Below are 25,432 nucleotides of genomic sequence, written 5' to 3' on the forward strand. Positions count from 1 at the left end.
CCGGGACGCGACACGTCCCACGGCCCCGGTGGCACACGGATCGCGTGTGCCACCGGGGCCGGTGCGTGTTCCCGGGACGCGAGGGTCAGCGCAGGACGCCCGCCGTCATCCCCTCGGCCTCGGCCGGTACGGCGACCAGTCCCAGCTCCGCCGGGGTGGCCAGCAGCGGGTGCGAGGGCAGGACGCGCACGGTGTAGCCGAAGGAGCCGGTGCGGTCCAGGGTGAGCGTGCCCTCGTACGTGTGGCGGCCCGAGACGTCCGGGCGGGCGGTCGGCTTGAGCGCGACGATCGCGGGAGCGGTGATCCGGTCGCCCGCGTCGACCCGGCCGGACAGCAACTGCACCTCCACGTCGGCGGGATCGAGGCCGCCCAGGGTGACCTGGGCGCGCAGGGTGAGCGTGGAGCCCAGCTCCGGCGCCCCCTCGGCCGGCCCCTCGGTCGCGCTGGTCTCCACGTGGTCCACGCAGACCCCCGCCCAGTGCCGGCGGACCCGGCGCTTCCAGGCGGCCAGGTCGGCCGCGTGCGGACCCTGTATGGCGCGGTGGGATCGGGCGGCGGGGGCGTACAGCCTGGTCACGTAGTCGCGGACCATCCGGCCGGCCAGCACCTTGGGGCCGAGGCCGGCCAGGGTGTGCCGGACCATCTCGATCCAGCGCTCGGGCAGCCCGTTCCTGCCCTGGTCGTAGAAGCGCGGGGCGACCTGGTTCTCCAGCAGGCCGTAGAGCGCGGCGGCCTCCAGTTCGTCGCGCCGGTCCTCGTCGGTGATGCCGTCGGCGGTGGGGATCGCCCAGCCGTTGTCACCGTCGAACCACTCGTCCCACCAGCCGTCGAGCACCGACAGGTTCAGGCAGCCGTTCAGGGCGGCCTTCATCCCGGAGGTGCCGCACGCCTCCAGCGGGCGCAGCGGGTTGTTCAGCCAGACGTCGCAGCCGGGGTAGAGCAGCCGCGCCATCCGCATGTCGTAGTCCGGCAGGAAGACGATGCGGTGCCGCACCCGCGGGTCGTCGGTGAACTTCACCAGTTCCTGCACCAGCCGCTTGCCGCTGTCGTCGGCCGGGTGGGCCTTGCCCGCGACCACGATCTGGATCGGCCGCTCGGGGTGCAGCAGCAGCTCCCTCAGCCGGTCCTGGTCGCGCAGCATCAGGGTGAGCCGCTTGTACGAGGGGACCCGGCGGGCGAAGCCGATGGTCAGCACGTCGGGGTCGAGGACGGAGTCGGTCCAGCCGAGCTCGGCCTCGCCCGCGCCGCGCTGCCGCCAGGAGGCACGCAACCGGCGCCTGACGTCCTCCACGAGCTGTTCGCGCAGCTCGCGGCGCAGCTCCCACAGCCTGGCGTCCGGAATGTCCGCGATGACCCGCCACGACTCGGTGCCGCCGACGGTCATGGCGTCCTCGGCGGCCTGCTGGCCGGCCTGGCGCGCGGCCAGCCGCTGCACCTCGGGCGCCACCCAGGTGGGGGCGTGCACGCCGTTGGTGATGGACGTGATGGGCACGTCCTCGGGGTCGAAGCCGGGCCACAGCCCGGCGAACATCCCCCGGCTGACCGCCCCGTGCAGGGTGGACACGCCGTTGGCCCGCTGGGCTAGCCGCAGGCCCATGACGGCCATGTTGAACAGGTTGGGGTCGCCGCCGCTGTGGGTCTCCAGGCCCAGTTCGAGGATGCTGCCGACGTCCACGCCGGGCAGCTCCCCGCCGTCGCCCAGGTGGCGGGCGACCAGCTCGCGGTCGAACCGGTCGATTCCGGCCGGTACGGGGGTGTGGGTGGTGAACACGGTGCCGGCCCGGACCGCCTCCAGGGCGGCGTCGAAATCGAGCCCTTCCTGGGCCAGTTCCCTTATCCGCTCCAGGCCGAGGAAGCCGGCGTGGCCCTCGTTGGTGTGGAACACCTCGGGGTCGGGGTGGCCGGTGATGCGGCAGTAGGCGCGGACGGCCCGGACGCCGCCGATGCCCAGCAGCATCTCCTGCAGCAGCCGGTGCTCGCTGCCGCCGCCGTAGAGCCGGTCGGTGACGTCGCGCTCGGCGGCCTGGTTGCCCTCGACGTCGGAGTCGAGCAGAAGCAGCGGCACCCGCCCGACCTGGGCCTTCCAGATACGGGCGCGCAGGGAACGGCCGCCGGTGAGGGTGAGGCCGATCCCGGCGGGGGTGCCGTCGGCCTCGCGGAGCAGGGTCAGGGGCAGGGAGTTGGGGTCGAGCACCGGGTAGTGCTCCTGCTGCCAGCCCTCCCGGGACAGGCTCTGGCGGAAGTAGCCGTGCCGGTAGAGCAGGCCGACGCCGATGAGCGGGACCCCGAGGTCGCTCGCGGCCTTGAGGTGGTCGCCGGCGAGGATGCCCAGGCCGCCGCTGTACTGCGGCAGGGCCGAGGTGATGCCGAACTCGGGTGAGAAGTAGGCGATGGCTGCCGGCAGGTCGCTCTGTTCCTGGTACCACCGTGGGTTGGCCAGGTAGTCGGCGAGGTCCTCGGAGGCGGCGTCGAGCCGCCGCAGGAAGCGGCGGTCGGCGGCCAGGGCCGCCAGCCGCTCCTTGGACACGCCGCCGAGCAGCCGTACCGGGTCGCCCTGGGCCGCCCGCCAGCCCTCGGGGTCGACACTTCCGAACAGTTCTCCGGTCTCCTGGTGCCATGACCAGCGTAGGTTCTGGGCCAGTTCCCCCAGCGGGCGCAGAGGTTCCGGCAGGACGGTGCGCACGGTGAATCGACGAATTGCCTTCACACCTTCGACCGTAGCCCCGCGAGCAGGACGTCTGCGGGCTCTCTCCGCGATCTGCTGGTTCAAACGCTCGAACGGCGGCTCATTGAGGCGAAACGGGGCGGCGAGCGGGCGCCGGTCGCTTGCGGGACAGGGCGCGCACATCTGAGGGAACCGGTGATCGGCCGTGCGCGGCGCCCGATCGGGTGCGATCCTGGTGGCTTGAACGAGACGAGGCGCAGGGGGCTCTTGTGGGGCTCCGCGGCCCGTGGGGGCGCACGCGGGGGCGCATGTGGGGGCGCGTTCGGCGCGAAACCGGGGGGCATTCAGGACATGAGCCGCACTCCCGCGGGGGGCGCGGATTCGGGCTTCCGTGACGTGCTCCCGAAAGACCGTCATGCGGGTGGTTTCGCGCGTAGACCGGGGAGCACTCTGAAGAGTGTCCGACACCGCGCGCGGCCGCCGCGATGGCCACAGACCCTCCCGCCCTCCGCCGTCAAGCCTCCGGCGCCCGCCACCCGGGTGAACGCGGACCCGAGTGGCCACGCGGGCAGGCTCCGATGGCCAAGAACAGGTAAAAAGAGCGGGGGCCGACATCCCGTCTCCCGCTCTTCCGGGAACCCGAACTGCCAGGTGAGGAAATGATCGGTCGTATTCCCGTGCTCGATGTCCGCCCAAGCGTGGACTGCGGCCGCCGGCCGGCGAAAGCGGTGGTCGGCGAGACGTTCCAGGTGACGGCGACAGTGTTCCGTGAAGGGCATGACGCCGTCGGCGCCAACGTCGTGCTGCGCGACGCCGCCGGACGGTCCGGCCCGTGGACGCCCATGCGCGAACTGGCCCCCGGCACCGACCGCTGGGGCGCCCTCGTCACGCCCACCGCCGAGGGGCGCTGGACGTACACCGTCGAGGCCTGGTCGGATCCGGTCGCCACGTGGCGGCACGCCGCCGGCATCAAGATCCCGGCCGGTATCGACACCGAACTGGTGCTCACCGAGGGCGCGCTGCTGTACGAGCGGGCGGCCGCCGGGGTGCCGAAGAACGACGGCCGCGCCGCGGTCCTGGCCGCGGTCGACGCGCTGCGCGACGCGACCCGCCCGCCGTCGGCGCGGCACGCGGCGGCCCTGGTGCCCGAGGTGGTCGCGGTGCTGGACCGGCACCCGCTGCGGGAGCTGGTCTCCGCCTCCCGCCCGATGCAGTTGAACGTCGAGCGGGAGCGGGCGCTGTTCGGTTCGTGGTACGAGTTCTTCCCGCGGTCGGAGGGCGCGGTGGTCACGGAGGGCGAGCCGCCGCGTTCGGGCACCTTCCGCACCGCCGCCGAGCGGCTGCCGGCGATCGCCGCGATGGGCTTCGACGTGGTGTACCTGCCGCCGATCCACCCCATCGGCACCGCGTTCCGCAAGGGCCCCAACAACAGCCTGTCGGCCGGCCCGTACGACGTGGGCTCGCCGTGGGCGATCGGCTCGCCGGAGGGCGGGCACGACGCGGTCCACCCGGACCTGGGCACCCTCGCGGACTTCGACCACTTCGTGGCGCGGGCCCGCGAGCTGCGGCTGGAGGTCGCCCTGGACTTCGCGCTGCAGTGCTCACCGGACCACCCGTGGGTCGCCAAGCACCCGGAGTGGTTCGCGCACCGGGCCGACGGCAGCATCGCCTACGCGGAGAACCCGCCGAAGAAGTACCAGGACATCTACCCGATCGCGTTCGACGAGGACTTGGCCGGCATCGTCCGGGAGACCCTGCGGGTGCTGCGGCACTGGATGAACCACGGGGTGCGGATCTTCCGCGTCGACAACCCGCACACCAAGCCCGTGGTGTTCTGGGAGAAGGTCATCGCCGACATCAACCGCACCGACCCGGACGTGATCTTCCTGGCCGAGGCGTTCACCCGTCCGGCGATGATGAACACCCTCGGGCAGATCGGGTTCCAGCAGTCGTACACGTACTTCACCTGGCGCAACGGCAAGGACGAGCTCACCGACTACGTGCGGGAGCTCAGCGGCGAGCCGGCGGCCTGGATGCGCCCCAACTTCTTCGTCAACACCCCTGACATCCTGCACGCCTACCTGCAAAGCGGCGGGCGGCCGGCCTTCGAGACGAGAGCCGTGCTCGCCGCGACGCTCTCCCCCTCCTGGGGGGTCTACGCGGGATTCGAACTGTGCGAGGCGACCCCCGCACACCCCGGCAGCGAGGAGTACCTCGACTCCGAGAAGTACGAACTGCGGCCGCGCGACTGGGCGGCCGCCGAGGCGGCGGGCCGCTCCCTGGCCCCGCTGATCAGCACCCTCAACCGGCTGCGCCGCCGCCATCCGGCGCTGCAGCAGCTCCGGGACATCACCTTCCACCACGTGGACAACGACGCGCTGATGGCCTACTCCAAGCGGCGCGGCGGAGATGTCGTACTGGTGGTCGTCAACCTGGACCCGTTCCACACCCAGGAGGCGACCGTGTCGTTGAACATGCCAGAACTCGGCCTCTCCTGGCACGAGTCGTTCCCGGTGCGCGACGAGCTCACCGGTGAGACCTACCACTGGGGCAGGGACAACTATGTGCGCCTGGAGCCGGGCCGCGCACCCGCGCACGTCTTCTCCCTGCGACCGTCTCCACCGATCGGAGGGTCACTCAGTTGATCGTCAACGAACCCGTCCCTGACACCTTCGAGGACACCCCCGCCAAGGACCGTGATCCCGACTGGTTCAAACGGGCGGTGTTCTACGAAGTCCTCGTCCGCTCCTTCCAGGACAGCAACGGCGACGGTGTGGGCGACCTGAAGGGCATCACCGCCAAACTCGACTACCTGCAATGGCTGGGCATCGACTGCCTGTGGCTGCCGCCGTTCTTCGCCTCCCCCCTGCGGGACGGCGGCTACGACGTGGCGGACTACACCGCGGTCCTGCCGGAATTCGGCGACCTGGCCGACTTCGTGGAATTCGTGGACGCCGCCCACCAGCGCGGCATGCGCGTGATCATCGATTTCGTCATGAACCACACCAGCGACCAGCACCCGTGGTTCCAGGCGTCCCGCAGCGATCCCGACGGCCCCTACGGCGACTACTACACCTGGGCCGACGACGACAAGCAGTTCGGCGACGCCCGCATCATCTTCGTCGACACCGAGACGTCGAACTGGACGTTCGACCCGGTCCGCAAGCAGTACTACTGGCACCGCTTCTTCTCCCACCAGCCGGACCTGAACTACGAGAACCCGCAGGTGCAGGAGGAGATCCTGGCCGCCCTGAGGTTCTGGCTGGACCTGGGCATCGACGGCTTCCGGCTGGACGCGGTGCCCTACCTCTACCAGCAGGAGGGCACCAACTGCGAGAACCTGCCGCGCACCCACGGCTTCCTGAAGCGGGTGCGCGCGGAGATCGACGCGCACTACCCGGACACGGTGCTGCTGGCCGAGGCGAACCAGTGGCCCGAGGACGTCGTCGACTACTTCGGGGACTTCCGCAAGGGCGGCGACGAATGCCACATGGCCTTCCATTTCCCGGTGATGCCGCGCATCTTCATGGCGGTCCGCCGCGAGTCGCGCTACCCGGTCTCCGAGATCCTGGCCAAGACCCCGGCGATCCCGGCGAACTGCCAGTGGGGGATCTTCCTGCGGAACCATGACGAGCTGACCCTCGAAATGGTCACCGACGAGGAACGCGACTACATGTACAGCGAGTACGCCAAGGACCCGCGGATGCGCGCCAACATCGGCATCCGCCGCCGGCTGGCCCCGCTGCTGGACAACGACCGCAACCAGATCGAGCTGTTCACCGCGCTGCTGCTGTCCCTGCCCGGCTCGCCGATCCTCTACTACGGCGACGAGATCGGCATGGGAGACAACATCTGGCTCGGCGACCGCGACGCGGTGCGCACCCCCATGCAGTGGACCCCGGACCGCAACGCGGGCTTCTCCTCCAGCGATCCCGGCCGCCTGTTCCTGCCGACGATCATGGACCCGGTGTACGGCTACCAGGTCACCAACGTCGAGGCGCAGATGAGCTCGCCCAGCTCGCTGCTGCACTGGACCCGGCGGATGATCGAGATCCGCAAGCAGAACCGGGCGTTCGGCCTGGGCTCGTTCACCGAGCTGCCGTCCAGCAACCCGGCGGTGCTCGCGTTCCTGCGTGAGGACGGCGACGACCTCGTGCTGTGCGTGAACAACTTCTCCCGGTTCGCCCAGCCCACGGAGCTGGACCTGCAGCAGTACGCGGGCCGGCACCCGGTGGAGCTGATCGGCGGGGTGCGCTTCCCCGCGATCGGCCAGCTCCCGTACCTGCTCACCCTCGCCGGCCACGGCTTCTACTGGTTCCGGCTGCGCAAGGACCCGTCCTGACGACCGGGGGGCCGACGCGACGCCGGCCCCCCGTGGCGCCCCTTCGCCGAGTAGTTCGCCGAGTAGCGGGCCCGACGCACCTTTGGCAGTATCCAGAAGTACCCCGGCAGCACCCGACGGCCACGCCTCCGCCACCACACGGGGGACCCGGCCGGCCGGCCGACACGCGCCCGGCACCGGAACGTTACGCCGGCGAGTCCGTACGGCGGTTTCCTGTCACCCGCCCGGGGCAGGCTCCCCGTGTCGCCGGACAGCCCGAACCCGCCATCCGGGAGGCTGGCGCCCCTGCCGTTCGCACGTTCGGGCAGGTGGCGCGACTCCCCGGGGAAAGGACGTCATGTCGGACAGCTCCTGGACCCGTGTTTCCTCCACCACCGGCCGTGCCGTGGTGCCCGGGCTGCTGCGCTCGCTCGACCCGCTGCTGCGCGCCTGGCTGCCGCGGCAGCGCTGGTTCGCCGGGAAGGGCCTGCCGATCGGCGGGTTCCACCTGACCGCGGCCACCGAGCTGGTGCCGCCCGGCGGGCGGCTCGGACCGCTGGGCCTGCTGCACGTCCTGGTCGACGTCGAGCAGCCGGGCCGGTCCCCCGACTGCTACCAACTGCTCCTCGGCGCCCACCCGCTGCTGCCGTCCGCCCTGGTGCGCGCCGCCCTCGGCCCCGCGGTCGGCGGCCCGTACGACGGCCTGACCCTCTACGACGCCCCGCACGACCCGCGGCTGGCCGCCCTGCTGCTGGAACGGCTGCGGATGCCGGGCCGGATCGGCCGGCTGCGCTTCACCACCGAGCCGCGCGCCCAGTTCCCGCCGGGCCTGACCCCGCGCGTGTCCACCGCCGAGCAGTCCAACACGTCGGTGGTGTACGGCGACACGTACATCCTGAAGCTCTTCCGCCGGGTCTCCCCCGGCACCAACCCCGACCTGGAACTGTCGCTGGCGCTGGCCAGGGCCGGCTGCAAGCGGGTGGCGGAGCCGGTGGCGTGGTTCGAGGCGGACGCGGCCGACGCGGCCGACTCGTCCGACTCGGCCGGGGAGGGCGAGCCGATGACGCTGGGCGTGCTGCAGCGGTACCTGCCCGGTTCCACCGACGGCTGGACGCTGGCCCTCGCCTCGGTCGCCGAGGACGGCGACTTCCGGCAGGAGGCGGCCGCCCTGGGCCGGGCCACCGCCGAGGTGCACGCCTCGCTGGCCGCCGCCCTGCCCGTGCACCGCCTCGGCGGCGCGGCGCTGGAACGGCTCGCCGCCGCGATGACGCACCGGCTGGAGGAGACCGCCGCCGAGGTCCCCGCGGTGCGCCCCTACGCGGGCGCCCTGCGCTCGGCGTTCGACGACCTGGCCAAGCTCGGGGCCGGCGCCGGGACGGCGGGCGCGGTGACCGCCCAGCGCGTCCACGGCGACCTGCACCTGGGCCAGGCCCTGCGCGGGCCGGACCGCGAGTGGGTGCTGATCGACTTCGAGGGCGAGCCGGCCCGGCCGCTGGCCGAGCGGCGCCGGGCGGCGCCGCCGGTGCAGGACGTCGCGGGCATGCTCCGCTCCTTCGACTACGCGGCCCACCACAGCGGCAACGGGCCCTGGGCGGCCCGCCACCGCGACGCCTACTGCTCGGGCTACGCGCAGGTGTCCGGCCACGACCCGCGCGAACAGCCCGTGCTGATACGGGCCTTCGAGACGGACAAGGCGGTGTACGAGGCCAGGTACGAGGCGCGGCACCGTCCCGCCTGGCTGCCCATCCCCCTCTCGGCCCTGGCCCGCCTGGCCGCCGCGGGGCCGGTATGAAGCCGGTCCGAAGCGGCCTGCCACCGGTACGCAGCGGTACGAGCGGGCGTGAAGCCGGTATGAAGGCGTAAGGACCGGGGCGCGCCCCGCACCACCGACACGAACCCCCGAGGAGAATCCGCCCGTGACCCCGCGCACACCCGAAACCCCCTCCGGCCGCACTCCCGAGGCGACGGCGCGCGGCTACGACGCGACCACACCGCGGCCGAAGGCGTCCGGTACCGCCCCGAAGAAGGCCGCGGCCAGGAGGGAGGCCGCTCCCGCGCACGTCGCGGCCGGTGCCACCGGGAGCAGCCTCGACCCGCGCGAGCGGGAGCGGCTGCTGGGCGGGGAGCACCACGACCCGCACTCGCTGCTCGGCGCCCACCGGGAGGGCGGCGCCGTGCGGTTCCGGGCCCTGCGCCCGTACGCGCGGGGCGTGGCCGTCCTGGCCGACGGGATGCGGGTGGAGCTGGAGCCGGAGGGCGACGGCCTGTTCTCCGCGCTGGTGCCGCTGGCGGAGATCCCCGCGTACCGGCTCGCGGTGACGTACGAGGACGGGGAGCACGTCGTCGACGACCCGTACCGGTTCCTGCCCGCGCTCGGCGAGCTCGACCTGCACCTGATCGGCGAGGGGCGGCACGAGGAGCTGTGGCGGGCGCTGGGGGCCCGCGTGATGGAGCACGGCGGGGTGCGGGGCACGCGGTTCACGGTGTGGGCGCCGAACGCGCGGGGTGTGCGGCTGGCGGCGGACTTCACCTACTGGGACGGCACGGCGTTCCCGATGCGGTCGCTGGGCGCGACCGGGGTGTGGGAGCTGTTCGTGCCCGGCGTGGGCGCGGGCACCGCGTACAAGTACGAGATCGCCACGCGCGGCGGCGGGCGGGTGACGAAGGCGGACCCGATGGCGCGCGCCGCCGAGGTGCCGCCGAGCACGGCCTCGATCGTCACCGAGTCGCGGTACGAGTGGACCGACGAGGAGTGGATGGCGCACCGCGGCGACGTGCCCGTCCACCGCGCGCCCTTCTCGGTGTACGAGGTGCACCTGCCGTCGTGGCGGCCGGGCCTGGACTACCGGGAGCTGGCCGAGCAGCTTCCCGCGTACGTCAAGGAACTGGGCTTCACGCACGTGGAGTTGATGCCGGTCGCCGAGCACCCCTTCGGCGGCTCGTGGGGCTACCAGGTCACCTCGTACTACGCGCCGACCTCGCGGCTGGGGTCGCCGGACGACTTCCGGTACCTGGTCGACGCCCTCCACCGGGCCGGGATCGGCGTGATCATGGACTGGGTGCCGGCCCACTTCCCGAAGGACGAGTGGGCGCTGGCCCGGTTCGACGGCGAGCCGCTGTACGAGCACCCGGACCCGCGGATGGCCGAGCACCCGGACTGGGGCACGCTGACCTTCGACTTCGGCCGCACGGAGGTGCGCAACTTCCTGGTGGCCAACGCGGTCTACTGGTGCGAGGAGTTCCACATCGACGGGCTGCGGGTGGACGCGGTCGCCTCGATGCTGTACCTGGACTACTCGCGCGAGCCCGGCCAGTGGACGCCCAACGCCCACGGCGGCCGGGAGAACCTGGACGCGGTCGCCTTCCTGCAGGAGATGAACGCGACCGTGTACCGCCGCTGCCCCGGCGCGGTCACCATCGCCGAGGAGTCCACCGCCTGGGACGGCGTCACCCGCGCCACCCACCACGTGGGCCCGACCGGTTTCGGCGGCCTCGGCTTCGGCCTGAAGTGGAACATGGGCTGGATGCACGACTCGCTGCAGTACGTGCAGCACGAGCCGGTGCACCGCAGGTACCACCACGACGAGATGACGTTCTCGATGGTGTACGCGTACAGCGAGAACTACGTGCTGCCGATCTCGCACGACGAGGTGGTGCACGGCAAGCGGTCGCTGGTCAACAAGATGCCCGGCGACTGGTGGCAGCAGCGCGCCACCCAGCGCGCGTACCTGGCCTTCATGTGGGCGCATCCGGGCAAGCAGCTGCTGTTCATGGGCCAGGAGTTCGCGCAGGGCGCCGAGTGGTCGCACGACCACGGCCCGGACTGGTGGCTGCTGGACGAGACCTACTCGGCGGCGGGCGACCACCGCGGGGTACGGGACCTGGTGCGCGACCTGAACGCGGTGTACGCCGCGACGCCCGCGCTGTGGCAGCTGGACACCGACCCCGCGGGCTTCGAGTGGATCGACGGGGGCGCGGCGGAGGACAACACGTTCTCCTTCCTGCGGTTCGGGGCCGACGGCGAACCGCTGCTGTGCGTCAGCAACTTCTCCCCCGTGGTACGGCACGACTACCGCCTGGGCACGCCCGACGAGGTGTGGACGCGGGTGCTGAACACCGACGACGCGCGGTACGGCGGCAGCGGGGTGGCGGTCGACGTGCCGCTGAAGCCCGAGGCGACGCCGTGGCACGGCCGTAAGCACAGCGTCCGGCTGACGCTGCCGCCGCTGGCGACGGTGTGGCTGCGGCCGGCGGAATGACGCGGGGCCGGGGCGGCCTGAGGCGGCCGGCCGCCTCAGGCCGGTTCGATCTCGCCGGGCCGCCAGGTCTGGTCGAACCAGCTTTCGAGCGGGCCGTACAGCCGCAGTATGACGAACCATCCTTTGCCGGGCACGGTGCGGATCCAGTTCGCCTCCCTGCCCGCCGGCGGGGTCGGGCCGAAGTGGACGATCGTGTCGCCGTTGGCCTCCGCCCGGACGTCGCCGGACAGGCTGTTCACGCTCGGGTAGGGGTCGTCGGTGCGCAGCAGTGAGCGGGTCTGCGGGTCGTAGACGTTGACCGCCCAGAAGTCCTCTGCCGGGACGTCGCGCGGCAGCCTGAGCGTGTAGCTCCTCGCGCCGTCGAGCCACGCGCCGGTGGAGTCCTCCGCCGTGTAGGCGTACTGCGATCCGGCCCCGACGGCCGCTGCCGCCATCGCCGGTGAGGAGGCCGTCGCGAAGTAGTGGAACACCGCCCGGGCGTCCAGCAGCCGGGCGCCTTGCGGGGACAGGAACTCGTGGCTGCGCGAGGGCCACGGGTTCTTCCAGGAACTGCCGGAGTAGAGGTAGAAGGCGGGGTCGCGCGGCTTGAAGGCCAGCGTCCGTACGATGCCCGCCGCGATCCTGGCGGCGGTGTCCAGGATCGCGCGCATGCGGTCGTCCGGCCGGAACGGCGTGCCGTGCACGATGCCGACCGAGGCGAGCTGCCCGGCCAGTTCGCTGTCGAGCGCCTCGGGCGGTTCCCCCTGGACGAGGGTGTCGATCTCCTCGAAGAACGAGAAGTCGTTCGCGTGGATCGTGTTGAAGTCCGCCTCGGCGAAGTCGACGAAGCGCTGCTCGGGCGGGTCCGCCGCGGCCGAGAGCGGATGGACGCGCGCCTGGAGCAGGTTCTGCGCGCCGCCCAGCGCTCGCATCAGCACCCAGCAGGAGAAGGTCGCCGGCCGCGCGACGACGTATCCGTCCGGCACGTCGCCGTCGTAGCCCGGGGGCAGGAAGAGGTACCTGCCTCCTTCTCCCTTGTCGGGCCCGGCGATGCCCATGTCGATGACGTAGCGCTGCCACAGGTCGTTGACGAGGCACAGCGAGTCCGGCGGTGACTCGACGACGGTGGGCCCGTCCTCGTCGAGGGCCAGGCAGGTCATGCCGTACGTGGTCTCCGTGTTGGCCGTCAGCAGCATCGGTGCCGAGCCGCAGCGCGTGGCCGTGTAGCCGATCGTGCGGGAGTCGACGCCCAGGCCGCGCAGTCCTCGCCGCATCGCGACCATCGAGGCGCCGGGCACGCAGTTGAGGAACACCTCGATCCCGCGCAGCAGGTCCAGGGCGTCGTAGCTGCGGGTGACCGCGTCGGGCAGCGGCATGCCGTCGAAGAAGTCGAGCGCGCCGAAGACCGTCTCCACCCGGTCCGGGACGCTGATCGAGGCAAGGGCCGCGGCCGTGGTGCCGGGGCCCGGGCCGTCGCTCGTGTGCGGCATCGCGTACCTCCTGTGCGGGTCGTCCCCTCCGGTCCGTTCCGGTCCTCAGTCCGCCGCCTCGATCTCGCCCGGGCGCCAGGTCCTGTCGAAGAACGGCGGCAGGGGGCTGTAGAACCGCAGGACCACGAACCACCCGCGGCCCGGCACGGTCCGGATCCAGTTGCCCTCCGGCACGCCGTCGGGCCGGCCGGGCCCGAAGTGCAGCGTGGTCGTGCCGTCGGCGTCGCGGACCGCCGCCGGGCCCGGGTAGTCCTGGCTGCCGGCCCGGGGAAAGCGCTGCGGAGTGTCGAGCATGGAGCGGGTCTGGTTGTCGTACACGGTGCACGACCAGAACCTGGCGGCGGGGATGTCCGGCGGCAGCGCCAGGCGGTAGCGCCTCGCGCCGTCCAGGGCCTCGCCCCGCCGGTCGGCGAACGCGAACACGTACTGCGAACCGATGCCGGTCAGACGCGCCGTGAACGCCGGGCTGATGCCCACGCCCAGGTACCACCACCACGACCGCAGGTTGAGCTTGCGGGCGCCGTCGCTCGCCCGGGTCTCCACGCCCCGGTCGGTGATGTCCGCGGGCGGGGTCATGAAGTCGTGGCCGGACACGAGCAGGCCGTTGAGCCACTGGGACCGCGGGCCGTAGTAGTGCGCGCCCTCGGCCGGGCGCGGGCGGCAGGCCAGGGTACGGGCCGTGGCGTTCCCCACCGCCGCCGCTTCGGCGAGGATCTCCCGCATCCGCGCGTCGGGCCGGAAGGGCCGGCCCTTGGCGATCCCGACCGCGGCCAGCGCGCCAGCGATCTCGGGGTCGAGCGCCTCGGCCGGCTGGTCGTGCACGAGCTCGCTCGCGAGGTCGAAGTACGTCGCGTCCGCGGGCGGGATCATGTCGACGGCGAGCCCGCTGCCCTCGACGAAACGCGGCGCGTCGGCCTCGCGCAGGCCGGCCGTCCAGAACCGCGGGGTCAGCGGCATGGGCGGCTCGGTGCCGCCGGTGACGATCGGCGCGAGGCCGGTCCCGTACAGCCCGTGGACGTAGCGGTAGAGGCGCAGCCCCCGCTTGACGCGCTCGGCGACCGGCGCCGGATCGCCGTCCTCCAGGAACGCCCGCCCGACCAGGACGAGCCGGGTGGTGCGCGCCACGCGCGTGAAGAATCCCCCTTCGGGCAGCGGGCCCCGGTAACCGGGCGGCACGAAGAGGTACTTGCCGCCCGTCCCGCGATCGGGTCCCGGCAGCCCGGGGTCCTCGACCCAGCGGAACCACATGTCGTTGACGAAGCAGAGGGTCAGGGGCGGCACCTCGACCACCAGCGGCCCCTCGGTCAGGTCGAGGAACGACAGGAAGTAGACGGTGTCCGCGTTGCCGGTCAGCACCAGCGTGCGGGCGTCCATGAACCGCGAGAAGAGCAGGACGTCGTGGTCCAGGACGCCCGCCTCGTGGAAACCCTTGCGGGCCGCCCACAGGCTGACGCCGGAATAGGCGTCGAGGAACGCGCTGACCGCGCGCATGCGGTCCAGGTGGTCGTAGACGCGGTCCGCGGTCTCCTCGGTGGGCATCCCGAGCGGGAAATCCCAGGTGCCCAGCCGCGTCTCGACCCGCTCGGGAGTCGAGATCGCCGCGATGGCCCGCGGTGACGTCCGTGCGGCTTCCTGCAAGGAATCGCTCCGTTCTCGCGCCGAGGCCCCCGGGCTCCCGTCCTCCTCGTCCTCGGAAGTCCTTGCCGACCATCGTCCGCGCCCGCCGCCCGGCCGCAACCGGCGCCGCGCCGATCGAGTGGCCCGGGGCAGGCGGGCGGGGGGGCGCGTCGCCGGAAGGCCGGCGTCAGGCCGGCTGCCATGCCCGGATCAGGTCGGTGGGGCCGTAGAGGGCGGCGGGACCGGGGGCGGCGGTGCCGGTGCGGGAGACGGCGATCAGGGGGGTGGCGGCTGTGGCGCCCGGGACCGCGAGGGCGTCGCGGGCCAGCGCGGCGAAGTCGTGGGAGTCGAAGGCGGCGTTCTCGTGCCATTTGATGGAGCCGACGAAGTGGACGGCTCGGGCCGGGGCCGCGCGGTCGGTGCCGACCAGGTCGACCTCGGGGTTGTTGGTACGCGGCCACCAGCCGCCGACCTCGGCGGTGTCCGGCCAGCGGTCGTCGGGCAGCAGCCGGGCCAGCGCCTCTCGGACGACGGGTTCGATCGCGCGGCCGCGCCAGGAGGTCCAGCCCCGCTCGACGGTCTCCGCCAGGCGTGCCCCCCGGCCGCGCTCCACCTCGGAGATGCCGCGCTCCAGGAAGGCCAGCCAGAACCGCAGGTAGGGGTCGGCGACACGGTAGCGGCGGTCCCGGTCACCGGGCCGGGTGGACAGGGGCGTGTCGACGGCGACGACGCGCCGCGAGGTCAGCCGAGCGAGCACGGGATTCAGCGAACCGGCCGCCAGCGGCTTCTCACCGGAACCCGATTTTGCCGCGATGGAGCTGAAGGTGCGCTCGCCCGTCCCGATCACCGACAGCACGTGCCTCGCCTGGAGTTCGGCCGGGAACTCCGCCGCCAGCGAGCGCTCGCCCGAGACGAGCAAGGGTGAGGTCGGGTCGTCCAGGGCGCGCCGCAGGAAGTCCGTACGGCTCTCCCCCTCGCGCCATTCCTGGCAGATCAGCGGCAGCCCCCCGGTGACCAGATGGGCGTCGAAGGCGTCGGCGGGCGGCAGCCCGGTCATCGTCATGACCTCGTACGGGGTGAGCGGCGCCAGGACCATTTCGACCGCTCGCTGGTGGAACGGCCGTCCGTACTCGGACAGTTGCTCCATCATCGCCAGGTCACTGCCGATCAGGACCAGCAGAACGGGTTTGCCGCTCAGCGCCCGGTCCCACGCCGTCTGCAAGGTGCCCTCGGCCACCGGGTCCGCCTCGATCAGCCACGGCAGCTCGTCCACTACGACGATGCTCGGCTCGTCCTCGGGCAGCACCGCCGCGAGCAGCCGGAACGCGGCGTCCCAGGTGGCCACGGACTCCACGCCCGCCAGCAGTTGGCGGCCCGGCAGCGCGGAATCCCGCAGAGCGGCGAGGAAGCCGGCCCGCTCCTGGGCGGGGGACTCGCCGCGGGTCGCCTGATAGACCACGTACGGCACCCCGGCGCGTTCGCAGAAGACGTCCACCAGCCGTGACTTCCCCACCCGGCGCCGCCCCCGCAGCAGCAGCGCCCGGCCCCGCTGGTCTCCCCGCCCCTCCCGCACCCAGTCCAGGTGGCGTTCCAGCATGGCCAGCTCGCGCCCGCGCCCCACGAATCCGGCCATGAACTACCTGCCTTCTCTGACTCAACCAAAGTTTACTCAAGTCAATTTTACTCTACTTGAGTTTAGTCAACTAGAATTGAGTAACCGGGAGTAGCGAGTCAAGCCCTTTCCGTGAGACCCCTCAGAAGACCGACTCCGCCTCCTCCATGCGGTCCTCCGGGACGGTCTTGAGGTGGGTGACCGCGTCGGCCAGCGGGACCATGGTGATGCGGGTGCCGTGCAGGGCGGTCATGTGGCCGAAGGCGCCCTTGTGGGCCGCCTCCACCGCGTGCCAGCCGAAGCGGTTGGCCAGCACCCGGTCGTAGGCGGTGGGCACCCCGCCGCGCTGGACGTGGCCCAGGATGACCGGCCGGGCCTCCTTGCCCAGCCGCGCCTCCAGTTCGCGGGCCAGGGTGGTCCCGATCCCGGCGAACCGCTCGTGGCCGAACTTGTCGATCTCGCCGACGCCGTAGTCCATCGTGCCCTTGGCCGGGTGGGCGCCCTCGGCGACGCAGACGACGGCGAACCGCTTGCCGCGCGAGAAGCGCTCCTCCACCATCGCCACCAGGTCGGCCGGGTCGAAGGGCCGCTCGGGCACGCAGATGCCGTGGGCGCCGCCCGCCATGCCGGCCTCCAGGGCGATCCAGCCCGCGTGCCGCCCCATGACCTCCACCACCATCACCCGCTGGTGCGACTCGGCGGTGGTCTTGAGCCGGTCGATCGCCTCGGTGGCGACGGTGACGGCGGTGTCGAAGCCGAAGGTGCGGTCGGTGCCGCTGATGTCGTTGTCGATGGTCTTGGGCACGCCGACCACGGGCATCCCGGCGTCGGACAGCATGCGGGCGGCGGTCAGGGTGCCCTCGCCGCCGATCGGGATGAGGACGTCCAGGTCGTAGGAGGCCCGCAGTTCCTCGGCGTTGTCGGCGGCCTCGCGCAGCCGGCCGCGCTCCAGGCGGGCCGAGCCGAGGATGGTGCCGCCGCGGGTGAGGATGCCGCTGACCGAGTCCAGGTCCAGCGGCCGGAAGCGGCCCTCCAGCAGGCCGCGGAAGCCGTCCTCGAAACCGATGACCTCGTCGCCGTGGCCGGTCAGGGCCCGGTGGGTGACGGAGCGGATGACGGCGTTCAGTCCGGGGCAGTCGCCGCCCGCGGTGAGGACTCCGATACGCATCAGGGGTTGCTCTCCAGACTTCCCGTGCCAGGGCTCGCGCCCGCTGACGATCCGCGGCCGCGCGCCGGGGCGGAGGTGCGGTCCACCGGCACGTGCCCCGCGCGGCCCCGCCCATTCACGGCGACCTCGGCACCAGCGTGCACTCCGTGATCCGCCCGGCGAGATAGTCGTCCACATTGCGGACGGTCGCGGCGATGATCTCGTCGACCGCCTCCTCGGTGAAGTACGCCTGGTGCGAGGTGACCAGCACGTTCGGGTACGTCATCAGGCGGGCCAGCACGTCGTCGGTCATGACCTCCAGCGACTTGTCGTAGAAGAAGACCCCTGCCTCCTCCTCGTAGACGTCCAGGCCGACGCCGCCCAGCCGCCCGTCGCGCAGCGTGGCGACCAGCGCCGAGGCGTCCAGCAGCGCGCCGCGGCCGGTGTTGATCAGGATCGCGTCGTCCTTCATCGCGGCCAGCCGCCGGGCGCCGACCAGGTGGTGGGTGGAGGGCATCAGCGGTACGTGCAGGCTGATCAGGTCGGCCTCGCGGAACAGCCGGTCCAGCTCGACGTACTCCACGCCGAGCTCGGTGCACTCGGGGTTGACCGCGATGTCCCAGCCGAGCATGCGCATCCCGTAGCCGCGGGCGATCCTGGCGAAGGCGGTGCCGATCCGGCCGGTGCCGACCACGCCGACCGTGCGGCCGTGGAAGTCGCGGCCGAGCAGCCCGTCGAGGCGGAAGTCGAAGTCGCGGGTGCGGCTCGCGGCGCGCACGATGCGCCGGTTCAGCGCCGTCGCCAGCGTCCAGGCGAACTCGGCCACCGCGTACGGGGAGTAGCCGGTGACCCGGGCGACGGTCAGGCCGAGGCGCTCGGCGTGGTCGAGGTCGATGTTGTTGTAGCCGGTGGAGCGCTGGGTGACCAGCCGGGTGCCGCCGCGCACCAGGCCTTCGAGCACGGCCGCGTCCAGCACCGCGTTCACGCTGGTGGAGACCGCTTCGAAGCCGGTGGCCAGCGGCAGCGTCTCGGCGTTGAGCGAGGTCTCCAGGGCCCGCAGCTCGTGCCGTCCGGCGAAGGCCGCCGCGAGCCGCGGCCGCTCGTCGCGCTGCACTCCGGTCGCCAGGATCTCCACCGCACCGCCTCCTCGGTCCGCCTGCGCTCACTCTACGTGCACACCGCCGCTGTCCGGGGGAGCACACGGGCCGAAACCCCCCGCACGGGGACAGTGGGGGCTCGGGGAGCGTGGGCGGCGCGCGCACGTTAGCGTCGGACGTACGCACGCCCGTAGGCCCGTTCGGCCCACGCCGCTCGCACAGGCGCGGCCGGACGGACGGCAGACGGACGACCGGACAGATGCAGGGAGCACAGGGGTGACGCGCAGCGTCTATGTCACGGGGGTCGGCCGCGGGGACGGCCGCCAGGTGGTGGAGCTGGGGGTGATGGAACTGCTCACCCGGCAGGTGGACCGGGTCGGGGTCTACCGCCCGCTGGTGCACGACGCCCCGGACCGCATCTTCGCGCTGCTGCGCGCCCGCTACCGCCTCACCCAGGACCCCGCGACGGTCTACGGGATGGGGTACGAGGAGGGCGCCGCGCTCCAGGCCGAGCAGGGCCAGGAGGCACTGACCGCGCGGCTGGTCGAGGGGTACCTGCGGGTCGCCGAGGAGTACGACACCGTGCTGATCCTCGGCTCGGACTTCGCCGCCACCAATCTGCCCGCCGAGCTCGGGGTGAACGCGCGGCTGGCCAACGAGTGCGGCGCCTCGGTGCTGCCGGTGATCGGCGGGCGCCACCAGAGCGCCGAGTCGGTGGTCGCCGAGGTCCGCAACGCCCACCACGCCTACACCAACCTCGGCTGCGACGTGATCGCGATGGTCGCCAACCGGGTGGACCCGGCGGTGGCCGAGGAGGCGGCCGGGCAGCTTCGCCGGACCCTGGACGTACCGGTGTACGTGCTGCCGGAGGACGCCGCGCTGTCCGCGCCGACGGTCTCGCAGATCGTGGAGACGCTGGGCGCCGAGGTGCTGCTCGGCGACGACGCGGGGCTGGCCAGGGACGCGCTGGACTTCGTGTTCGGCGGCGCGATGCTGCCGACCTTCCTGCCCGCGCTGACCCCCGGCTGCGTGGTGGTGACGCCCGGCGACCGGGCCGACCTGATCGTGGGGGCCATGGCCGCGCACTCCGCCGGCAGCCCGCCGATCGCCGGGGTGCTGCTCACCCTGGACGAGAAGCCGCCGCCGCACATCCTGGCACTGGCCGGCCGGCTGGCCCCCGGCACGCCGGTCCTGGCGGTGCCCACCGGCTCGTTCCCGACCGCCGCCGAGCTGTTCGCGCTGGACGGCAAGCTGGGCGCGGGCACCCCGCGCAAGGCCGAGACCGCGCTGGGCGTGTTCGAGACCCACGTCGACACCGCCGAGCTGACCGCCCGGCTGTCGGTGGCCCGCTCGGCCCGGGTCACGCCGATGATGTTCGAGCACGCGCTGCTGGAGCGGGCCCGCGCGGACCGGCGCAGGATCGTCCTGCCGGAGGGCGGCGAGGAGCGCATCCTGCGCGCCGCCGAGGTGCTGCTGCGCCGCGGGGTGTGCGACCTGACGCTGCTCGGCGACGAGGACGCGGTCCGCAAGAAGGCCGCGGACCTGGGCATCTCGCTGGACGACGGGGCCGTGACGCTCATCGACCCGCAGACCTCGCCGCTGCGCGACCGCTTCGCCGAGGTGTACGCGAGGCTGCGCGCCCACAAGGGCGTCTCGTACGAGCTGGCCTACGACGTGGTCGCCGACGTCTCGTACTTCGGCACCCTCATGGTCCAGGAGGGCCTGGCCGACGGCATGGTGTCGGGCGCGGTGCACTCCACGGCGGCCACCATCCGCCCGGCCTTCGAGATCATCAAGACCCGCCCGGACGCGGCCATCGTCTCGTCGGTGTTCTTCATGTGCCTGGCCGACAAGGTCCTGGTCTACGGCGACTGCGCGGTCAACCCGGACCCGGACGCCGAGCAACTGGCCGACATCGCGATCCAGGCGGCCGGCACCGCGGCCCGCTTCGACGTGGAGCCGCGCGTGGCGATGCTCTCGTACTCCACCGGCACCTCGGGCACGGGCGCGGACGTCGACAAGGTGCGGGCGGCCACCGAGCTGGTACGGGGGCGCCGCCCGGACCTGCTGGTGGAGGGGCCGATCCAGTACGACGCGGCGGTCTCGCCCGTGGTGGCGGCCACCAAGCTGCCGGGCTCGGCGGTGGCCGGGCAGGCGACCGTACTGGTCTTCCCGGACCTCAACACGGGCAACAACACCTACAAGGCGGTGCAGCGCTCGGCGGGCGCGGTGGCGGTCGGACCGGTGCTGCAGGGGCTGCGCAAGCCGGTCAACGACCTGTCGCGGGGTGCCCTCGTGCAGGACATCGTCAACACCGTCGCCATCACGGCGATCCAGGCGCAGGGGGACCGGGCATGACGGACGCAACGGACACGACGGACACCACGGACGCGAGCGGTACGGGCGGGGCGGGTGGTACGGGCGGGGCGACCTGGGTGCTGGTCCTCAACTCCGGCTCCTCGTCGGTGAAGTACCAGCTGCTGGACATGGCGGGCGAACGGCGGCTGGCGTCCGGGGTGGTGGAGCGGATCGGCGAGGAGGGCGGTGTCGCCGACCACGCCGAGGCGCTGCGGCAGGCGTCGGCGGAGCTCAAGGAGCGCGGCCTGGGCCTGGACTCCCCCGCCCTCGCCGCGGTCGGCCACCGGGTGGTGCACGGCGGCACCCGCTTCACCGAGCCCACCGTGGTGACCGACGAGGTGCTCGCCGAGATCGAGAAGCTGGTGCCGCTGGCGCCGCTGCACAACCCGGCGAACATCACCGGCATCAAGGTCGCCCGCGAGCTGCGTCCCGACCTGACGCAGGTCGCGGTGTTCGACACCGCCTTCCACTCCACCATCCCCGAGGCGGCGGCCCGCTACGCCATCGACACCTCGGTCGCCGACCGGTTCGGCATCCGCCGCTACGGCTTCCACGGCACCTCGCACGCGTACGTCTCCGCCGCCACCGCCGCCCTGCTGGGCCGCGACCCCGCGCAGGTGAACGTGATCGTGCTGCACCTGGGCAACGGCGCCTCGGCGTCCGCGGTGCGGGGCGGGGTGTGCGTGGACACCTCGATGGGGCTGACCCCGCTGGAGGGCCTGGTCATGGGCACCAGGTCGGGCGACATCGATCCCGCGGTGGTCTTCCACCTGGAGCGGGTAGGCGGTATGAGCACCGACGAGATCGACACGCTGCTCAACAAGAGGTCGGGGCTGCTCGGCCTGTGCGGCGCCAACGACATGCGGGAGATCGGCCGCCGCATGGGCGAGGGCGACGAGGCGGCGCGGCTGGCCTTCGACGTGTACGTGCACCGGCTGCGGCGGTACGTGGGCGCCTTCACCGCGGTGCTGGGCCGGGTGGACGCCATCGCCTTCACCGCGGGCGTCGGGGAGAACTCGGCGGCCGTGCGGGTGGCCGCGCTGGACGGCCTGGAGGCGCTGGGCATCCACGTGGACCCGGTACGCAACGCGGTGCGCGGCTCCGGGCCCCGGCTGATCTCGGCCGACGGCTCCCCGGTGGCCGTCGCGGTGGTGCCCACCGACGAGGAGCTGGCGATCGCCCGCGATACTTACGCCTTGGCCCGCGCGTGACCGACGCCGCTCAGCGGGGCCGGCAGCCCCGGACAAAATTCCGGACCGGAACAAACGGATAGGATAGCGCCCATGCGCCGAGCCAAGATCGTCTGCACCCTGGGACCCGCCGTCGACTCGTTCGACCAGCTCAAGACGCTGGTCGAGGCGGGCATGAACGTCGCCCGCCTCAACTTCAGCCACGGCAGTCACTCCGAGCACGAGGACCGCTACCAGCGGGTGCGCAAGGTCGCGGCCGAGACCGGCCGGGCGGTCGGCGTGCTCGCCGACCTGCAGGGCCCCAAGATCCGGCTGGGCAAGTTCGCCGACGGACCGGTGGAGCTCGTCGCGGGCGACGAGTTCACCATCACCACCGAGGAGGTCGCCGGCGACAAGCACCTGTGCGGCACCACCTACAAGGGCCTGCCCGGCGACGTCTCGCAGGGCGACCCGGTCCTGATCAACGACGGGAACGTGGCGCTGCGGGTCATCGAGGTCGACGGCCCCCGGGTGCGCTGCCTGGTGGTCGAGGGCGGGGTGATCTCCGACCACAAGGGCATCAACCTGCCCGGCGCGGCCGTCAACGTGCCCGCGCTGTCCGAAAAGGACATCGACGACCTGCGGTTCGCCCTGCGGATGGGCGTGGACATGGTGGCGCTGTCCTTCGTGCGCGACGCCAAGGACGTCCGGGACGTGCACCGGGTGATGGACGAGGAGGGCCGCCGCGTCCCGGTCATCGCCAAGGTGGAGAAGCCGCAGGCGGTGCGGAACATGGAGGACGTCGTCATGGCGTTCGACGCGGTGATGGTCGCGCGCGGCGACCTCGCCGTGGAGTACCCGCTGGAGCAGGTGCCGGTGGTGCAGAAGCGGCTGATCGAGCTGTGCCGGCGCAACGCCAAACCGGTGATCGTGGCGACCCAGATGATGGAGTCCATGATCACCAACTCCCGCCCCACCCGCGCCGAGGCGTCCGACGTGGCCAACGCCATCCTCGACGGCGCCGACGCGGTGATGCTCTCCGCGGAGTCCTCGGTCGGCAAGTACCCGGTGGAGACGGTCAAGACGATGTCCCGCATCGTCGAGGCCGCCGAGGAGGAGCTGCTGCGCCGGGGCCTGCAGCCGCTGGCCCCCGGCAAGAAGCCGCGCACCCAGGGCGGCGCCGTGGCCCGGGCCGCCGCCGAACTCGCCGACTTCCTCGACGCCAAGACGCTGGTGGCCTTCACCAAGTCCGGCGACACCGCCCGCCGCCTGGCCCGCTACCGCGTCCCGGCCCCGGTCCTGGCCTTCACCACCGACCCCTCGACCCGCAACCAGCTCGCCCTGACCTGGGGCGTGGACGCGTTCGTGGTCGAGCACGTGGAGACGACCGACGAGATGGTCGCGCTGGTGGACCGGGAGATGCTCAAGCTCTCGGAGTACGCCAAGGGCGACACCGTGATCATCACGGCCGGCTCCCCGCCCGGCGTCCCGGGCACCACCAACCTGGTCCGCATCCACCACCTGGGCGACATGCCGCACTGACGCCCGCCGGCCGGCCGCCGCCGCCCGAGCCGCCGTACGGCCGCGGGATGTCCCCGCCGTACGGCTGCCGCCGCGGAAGCAGCGGACGCCCCGGCCCGCGAAACGCCGAGCGGCCCGGACCCCCGTGCTTCACGGGGTACGGGCCGCGCTGCGGTTCGTGCGGTGTCGCGGTCGGGCCGCGGGTCAGGGCCGGCCCGGGAGGACCTGCATGCCCGGGACGTGGAGGTCGCCGCCGAACTGGCCGGCCTGGACGACGGTGACGTGGGTGAAGAACAGCTCGGGCAGCGTCAGCGGCGGCGGGGCCTTGGGCGTGAACGTGATGGGGATCAGGCCCAGCAGGTTGCCGCTGAGGGACTCGGTGTACATCGTCACCGTGCCGTTGCGGATGGTGGACGTGGAGCCGGGTGCGGCCTTGACGAACGTGTGGCCGCCATTCGGACCGTTCACGGTCTGCCACAGGTCGTCGATGTCGATGCCGGTCGCGGTGAACTTCAGCACGTCCTTGACCTTGCCGCTCCAGGTGCGCACCTGGACGATGCCGTCGTACTGCAGGCCGTGCAGGGTCAGCTTGGAGCTCTTCAGGGTCCACGGGTCGTCCGGCAGCAGCGGGATGCCGCCCTCGACCTGGGCGTCGGCGAGCGCCTTCGCGTCGTACGTCGGGCAGGGGTAGGACTGCGAGCCGCCAGAAGCCGCTGTGGAGCCCGTGGGGGTCGCCTTGGGCGTGGCGGTCGCGGAGGTGCCCGCGAGGTCCTTCACGGTCTTGCTGAGGGTCTCCGCGGGGCTTTTCCCGGTCTGCTTCGGCGTCGCCTTCGGGGTGGCCGAAGTACCGCTGTCCGGCGCGGACTTCGCGGGCGCCGACGGCGAGGGGCTCGCGCTGGGGGCGGGCGCGCTCTTCGTCGGGGACGGCGACGGGCTCGGCGTCGTGGGCGACGGCGACGGCGCGGACTTGTCGGTGCCCAGCAGGCCGCCGAGCAGGTTGCCCAGGCCCAGCGGGTCCAGCGGGTTGGTGGTCGAGGAGGACGAGGGGGCCGATGAGGTCGTGCCGGACGTGCCCGACGTACCCGTGGAGCCCGAGGAACCACCGGCCGGCGACGGACTGGCGCTCGGCTTGGGCGCGGCCGTCGTCGTCGCGGGCTTGGGCAGCGCCTTCTTCAGCGGGCTGTCCGCCGTCGGGCTCGGCGAGGCCGACGGGCTCGCCGACGGGGACGGGGTCGCCTTGCCGCCGCTCCCGTCCGTCGAGCTGTCCTTGCCCGCGCCCGACGCCGACGGTGACGGGGTCGCGGTCGGGGTGTCCGTCTGGGAAACGCAGGGCCCGGCCTTGAACTTGCTCTTGGGCATCTCGTCGGCCTGGGCGAGGTGCGGCGTGAAGCCCATGCCCATCAGGACGGCCGTCGGCATCGCCGCCAGCGCCACCGCCTTCCCGGCGGGGACGTGCAGCTTGGTCAGCAGCGACTTGCGGGGGGCCGCGTGGCGCGGCCCCGAGGGCGCCCCGTTGCGGGCTCCGTCGCTCTCGGCCGGCTGAGTTTGGTCACCCAGCACGGTGCCTCCCGTTCTTTTCGGTGGTCTCTTCGTCGGACCGTGCTCCCGCGTGCACCGGTTCGGGTGCCGTGAACGGCGCCCCGCCCTGGGCCGGTACGACGGGCCCGGCGGGCGGCGCCCCGGGTTCCCGCGCGTCGCCGCCGGAGTCCGGGGCGGCGCCCGGCAGTTCGGCCTTGTCGCCCGGGTCGTCGGTGGCCGGGACGCCGGGCGCCCAGGCGACGGCGAGCGCGCCGCCGAACAGCGCGAGCAGGAAGCCCAGCAGGAAGCCGCCGAAGTTCGACACCACGAGCGAGACGAGCGCGAGCAGGATCGAGGCCACACCGGCGAAGATCCGCACCTGGCTCTGGAACCACATGGTCAGGCCGAGCACGAACAGCAGGACGCCGATGATGAGCGAGCCGGAACCGGCCGTGGTCGCCATCCTGACGGTCAACTGACCGAGCGTGAGGTTCGCGTACGGGAAGTACGCGATGGGCAGGCCCGCGAGGCAGGTCCACAGACCCGCCCAGAACGGGCGCTGCCACCGCCAGTGGCGGAAGGTCAGCCGGGCATGGCGGAGACGGGCACGCAGTCCTGTCGACTCGGCGCTCATGGAAAACAGCTCCCTGGGACTGGCTTGGGTGTACGTCATGGGGTG

General features: G+C 72.6%; 15 protein-coding genes. 7 read left to right on the plus strand and 8 right to left on the minus strand.

The window, feature by feature from the left end:
• Positions 1 to 85 precede the first annotated feature (85 nt).
• Positions 86 to 2,707 carry an alpha-glucan family phosphorylase gene (gene glgP / locus K7G61_RS28365; RefSeq protein ID WP_225849862.1) on the minus strand — a complete coding sequence of 874 codons (2,622 nt, stop codon included), beginning with the start codon at positions 2,705 to 2,707 and terminating at the stop codon, positions 86 to 88.
• Positions 2,708 to 3,324: 617 nt separating this feature from the next.
• Between glgP and K7G61_RS28370 the strand changes: the two genes are divergently transcribed.
• The 4 genes from K7G61_RS28370 to glgB all read left to right on the plus strand — a co-directional run bounded on the left by K7G61_RS28370 (position 3,325) and on the right by glgB (position 11,245).
• Positions 3,325 to 5,310 (plus strand): alpha-1,4-glucan--maltose-1-phosphate maltosyltransferase, encoded by a 1,986-nt coding sequence (locus tag K7G61_RS28370; protein ID WP_225849863.1) that lies wholly within the window; start codon positions 3,325 to 3,327, stop codon positions 5,308 to 5,310.
• On the plus strand, positions 5,307 to 7,007 hold the full coding sequence (gene treS / locus K7G61_RS28375) for a maltose alpha-D-glucosyltransferase (RefSeq protein WP_225849864.1): 1,701 nt from the start codon (positions 5,307 to 5,309) through the stop codon (positions 7,005 to 7,007). The genes K7G61_RS28370 and treS overlap by 4 nt, the downstream gene beginning before the upstream one ends.
• A 337-nt stretch (positions 7,008 to 7,344) precedes the next feature.
• The gene (locus tag K7G61_RS28380) at positions 7,345 to 8,778 is read left to right on the plus strand and encodes a maltokinase (protein WP_225849865.1); all 1,434 of its coding nucleotides are present in this window, start codon (positions 7,345 to 7,347) and stop codon (positions 8,776 to 8,778) included.
• Positions 8,779 to 8,902: 124 nt separating this feature from the next.
• Positions 8,903 to 11,245, plus strand: coding sequence for a 1,4-alpha-glucan branching enzyme (glgB, locus tag K7G61_RS28385; RefSeq protein ID WP_225849866.1), 2,343 nt, complete (start codon positions 8,903 to 8,905; stop codon positions 11,243 to 11,245).
• A gap of 35 nt (positions 11,246 to 11,280) precedes the next feature.
• Here glgB and K7G61_RS28390 read toward each other — a convergent pair whose 3' ends face one another.
• From K7G61_RS28390 to K7G61_RS28410, 5 genes are all read right to left on the minus strand, one after another.
• Positions 11,281 to 12,714, minus strand: a complete 1,434-nt coding sequence (locus K7G61_RS28390) for a DUF1254 domain-containing protein (protein ID WP_225849867.1) — start codon at positions 12,712 to 12,714, stop codon at positions 11,281 to 11,283.
• Positions 12,715 to 12,759: 45 nt separating this feature from the next.
• A complete protein-coding gene (locus K7G61_RS28395) occupies positions 12,760 to 14,352 on the minus strand; it encodes a DUF1254 domain-containing protein (RefSeq protein ID WP_225849868.1) in 1,593 nt (530 codons plus the stop codon).
• A 166-nt stretch (positions 14,353 to 14,518) separates the two neighbouring features.
• Positions 14,519 to 15,964, minus strand: coding sequence for a DUF234 domain-containing protein (locus K7G61_RS28400; protein ID WP_225849869.1), 1,446 nt, complete (start codon positions 15,962 to 15,964; stop codon positions 14,519 to 14,521).
• Positions 15,965 to 16,085: 121 nt separating this feature from the next.
• Positions 16,086 to 17,111, minus strand: coding sequence for an ATP-dependent 6-phosphofructokinase (locus K7G61_RS28405; protein ID WP_225849870.1), 1,026 nt, complete (start codon positions 17,109 to 17,111; stop codon positions 16,086 to 16,088).
• 115 nt (positions 17,112 to 17,226) lie between these two features.
• Positions 17,227 to 18,225, minus strand: coding sequence for a 2-hydroxyacid dehydrogenase (locus K7G61_RS28410; protein ID WP_225849871.1), 999 nt, complete (start codon positions 18,223 to 18,225; stop codon positions 17,227 to 17,229).
• 238 nt (positions 18,226 to 18,463) lie between these two features.
• Here K7G61_RS28410 and pta point away from each other — a divergent pair, with 238 nt between their 5' ends.
• The 3 genes from pta (at position 18,464) to pyk (ending at position 23,256) form a co-directional block, all read left to right on the plus strand.
• A complete protein-coding gene (gene pta, locus K7G61_RS28415) occupies positions 18,464 to 20,545 on the plus strand; it encodes a phosphate acetyltransferase (RefSeq protein WP_225849872.1) in 2,082 nt (693 codons plus the stop codon).
• Positions 20,542 to 21,756, plus strand: a complete 1,215-nt coding sequence (locus K7G61_RS28420; RefSeq protein ID WP_225849873.1) for an acetate kinase — start codon at positions 20,542 to 20,544, stop codon at positions 21,754 to 21,756. Before pta ends, K7G61_RS28420 begins: the two co-directional genes overlap by 4 nt.
• A gap of 72 nt (positions 21,757 to 21,828) precedes the next feature.
• Positions 21,829 to 23,256 carry a pyruvate kinase gene (gene pyk, locus K7G61_RS28425; protein WP_225849874.1) on the plus strand — a complete coding sequence of 476 codons (1,428 nt, stop codon included), beginning with the start codon at positions 21,829 to 21,831 and terminating at the stop codon, positions 23,254 to 23,256.
• A 183-nt stretch (positions 23,257 to 23,439) separates the two neighbouring features.
• Here pyk and K7G61_RS28430 read toward each other — a convergent pair whose 3' ends face one another.
• Positions 23,440 to 24,795, minus strand: a complete 1,356-nt coding sequence (locus tag K7G61_RS28430; RefSeq protein WP_225849875.1) for a hydrogenase expression protein HypF — start codon at positions 24,793 to 24,795, stop codon at positions 23,440 to 23,442.
• Positions 24,785 to 25,387: a DUF6114 domain-containing protein gene (locus K7G61_RS28435; RefSeq protein WP_225849876.1), complete on the minus strand. Its 603-nt coding sequence runs from the start codon at positions 25,385 to 25,387 to the stop codon at positions 24,785 to 24,787. Before K7G61_RS28435 ends, K7G61_RS28430 begins: the two co-directional genes overlap by 11 nt.
• Positions 25,388 to 25,432: the final 45 nt, after the last annotated feature.

The organism is Streptomyces sp. HPF1205, assembly GCF_020400825.1.
GTDB lineage: Bacteria > Actinomycetota > Actinomycetes > Streptomycetales > Streptomycetaceae > Actinacidiphila.

What these genes read in the sequence shown, in the direction of transcription:
- K7G61_RS28400 (WP_225849869.1), bottom strand. Translation starts at nt 15,964, where the DNA reads ATGGCCGGATTCGTGGGGCGCGGGCGCGAGCTGGCCATGCTGGAACGC.
- pyk (WP_225849874.1), top strand. Translation starts at nt 21,829, where the DNA reads ATGCGCCGAGCCAAGATCGTCTGCACCCTGGGACCCGCCGTCGACTCG.
- K7G61_RS28435 (WP_225849876.1), bottom strand. Translation starts at nt 25,387, where the DNA reads ATGAGCGCCGAGTCGACAGGACTGCGTGCCCGTCTCCGCCATGCCCGG.
- K7G61_RS28405 (WP_225849870.1), bottom strand. Translation starts at nt 17,111, where the DNA reads ATGCGTATCGGAGTCCTCACCGCGGGCGGCGACTGCCCCGGACTGAAC.
- K7G61_RS28380 (WP_225849865.1), top strand. Translation starts at nt 7,345, where the DNA reads ATGTCGGACAGCTCCTGGACCCGTGTTTCCTCCACCACCGGCCGTGCC.
- K7G61_RS28390 (WP_225849867.1), bottom strand. Translation starts at nt 12,714, where the DNA reads ATGCCGCACACGAGCGACGGCCCGGGCCCCGGCACCACGGCCGCGGCC.
- K7G61_RS28370 (WP_225849863.1), top strand. Translation starts at nt 3,325, where the DNA reads ATGATCGGTCGTATTCCCGTGCTCGATGTCCGCCCAAGCGTGGACTGC.
- K7G61_RS28420 (WP_225849873.1), top strand. Translation starts at nt 20,542, where the DNA reads ATGACGGACGCAACGGACACGACGGACACCACGGACGCGAGCGGTACG.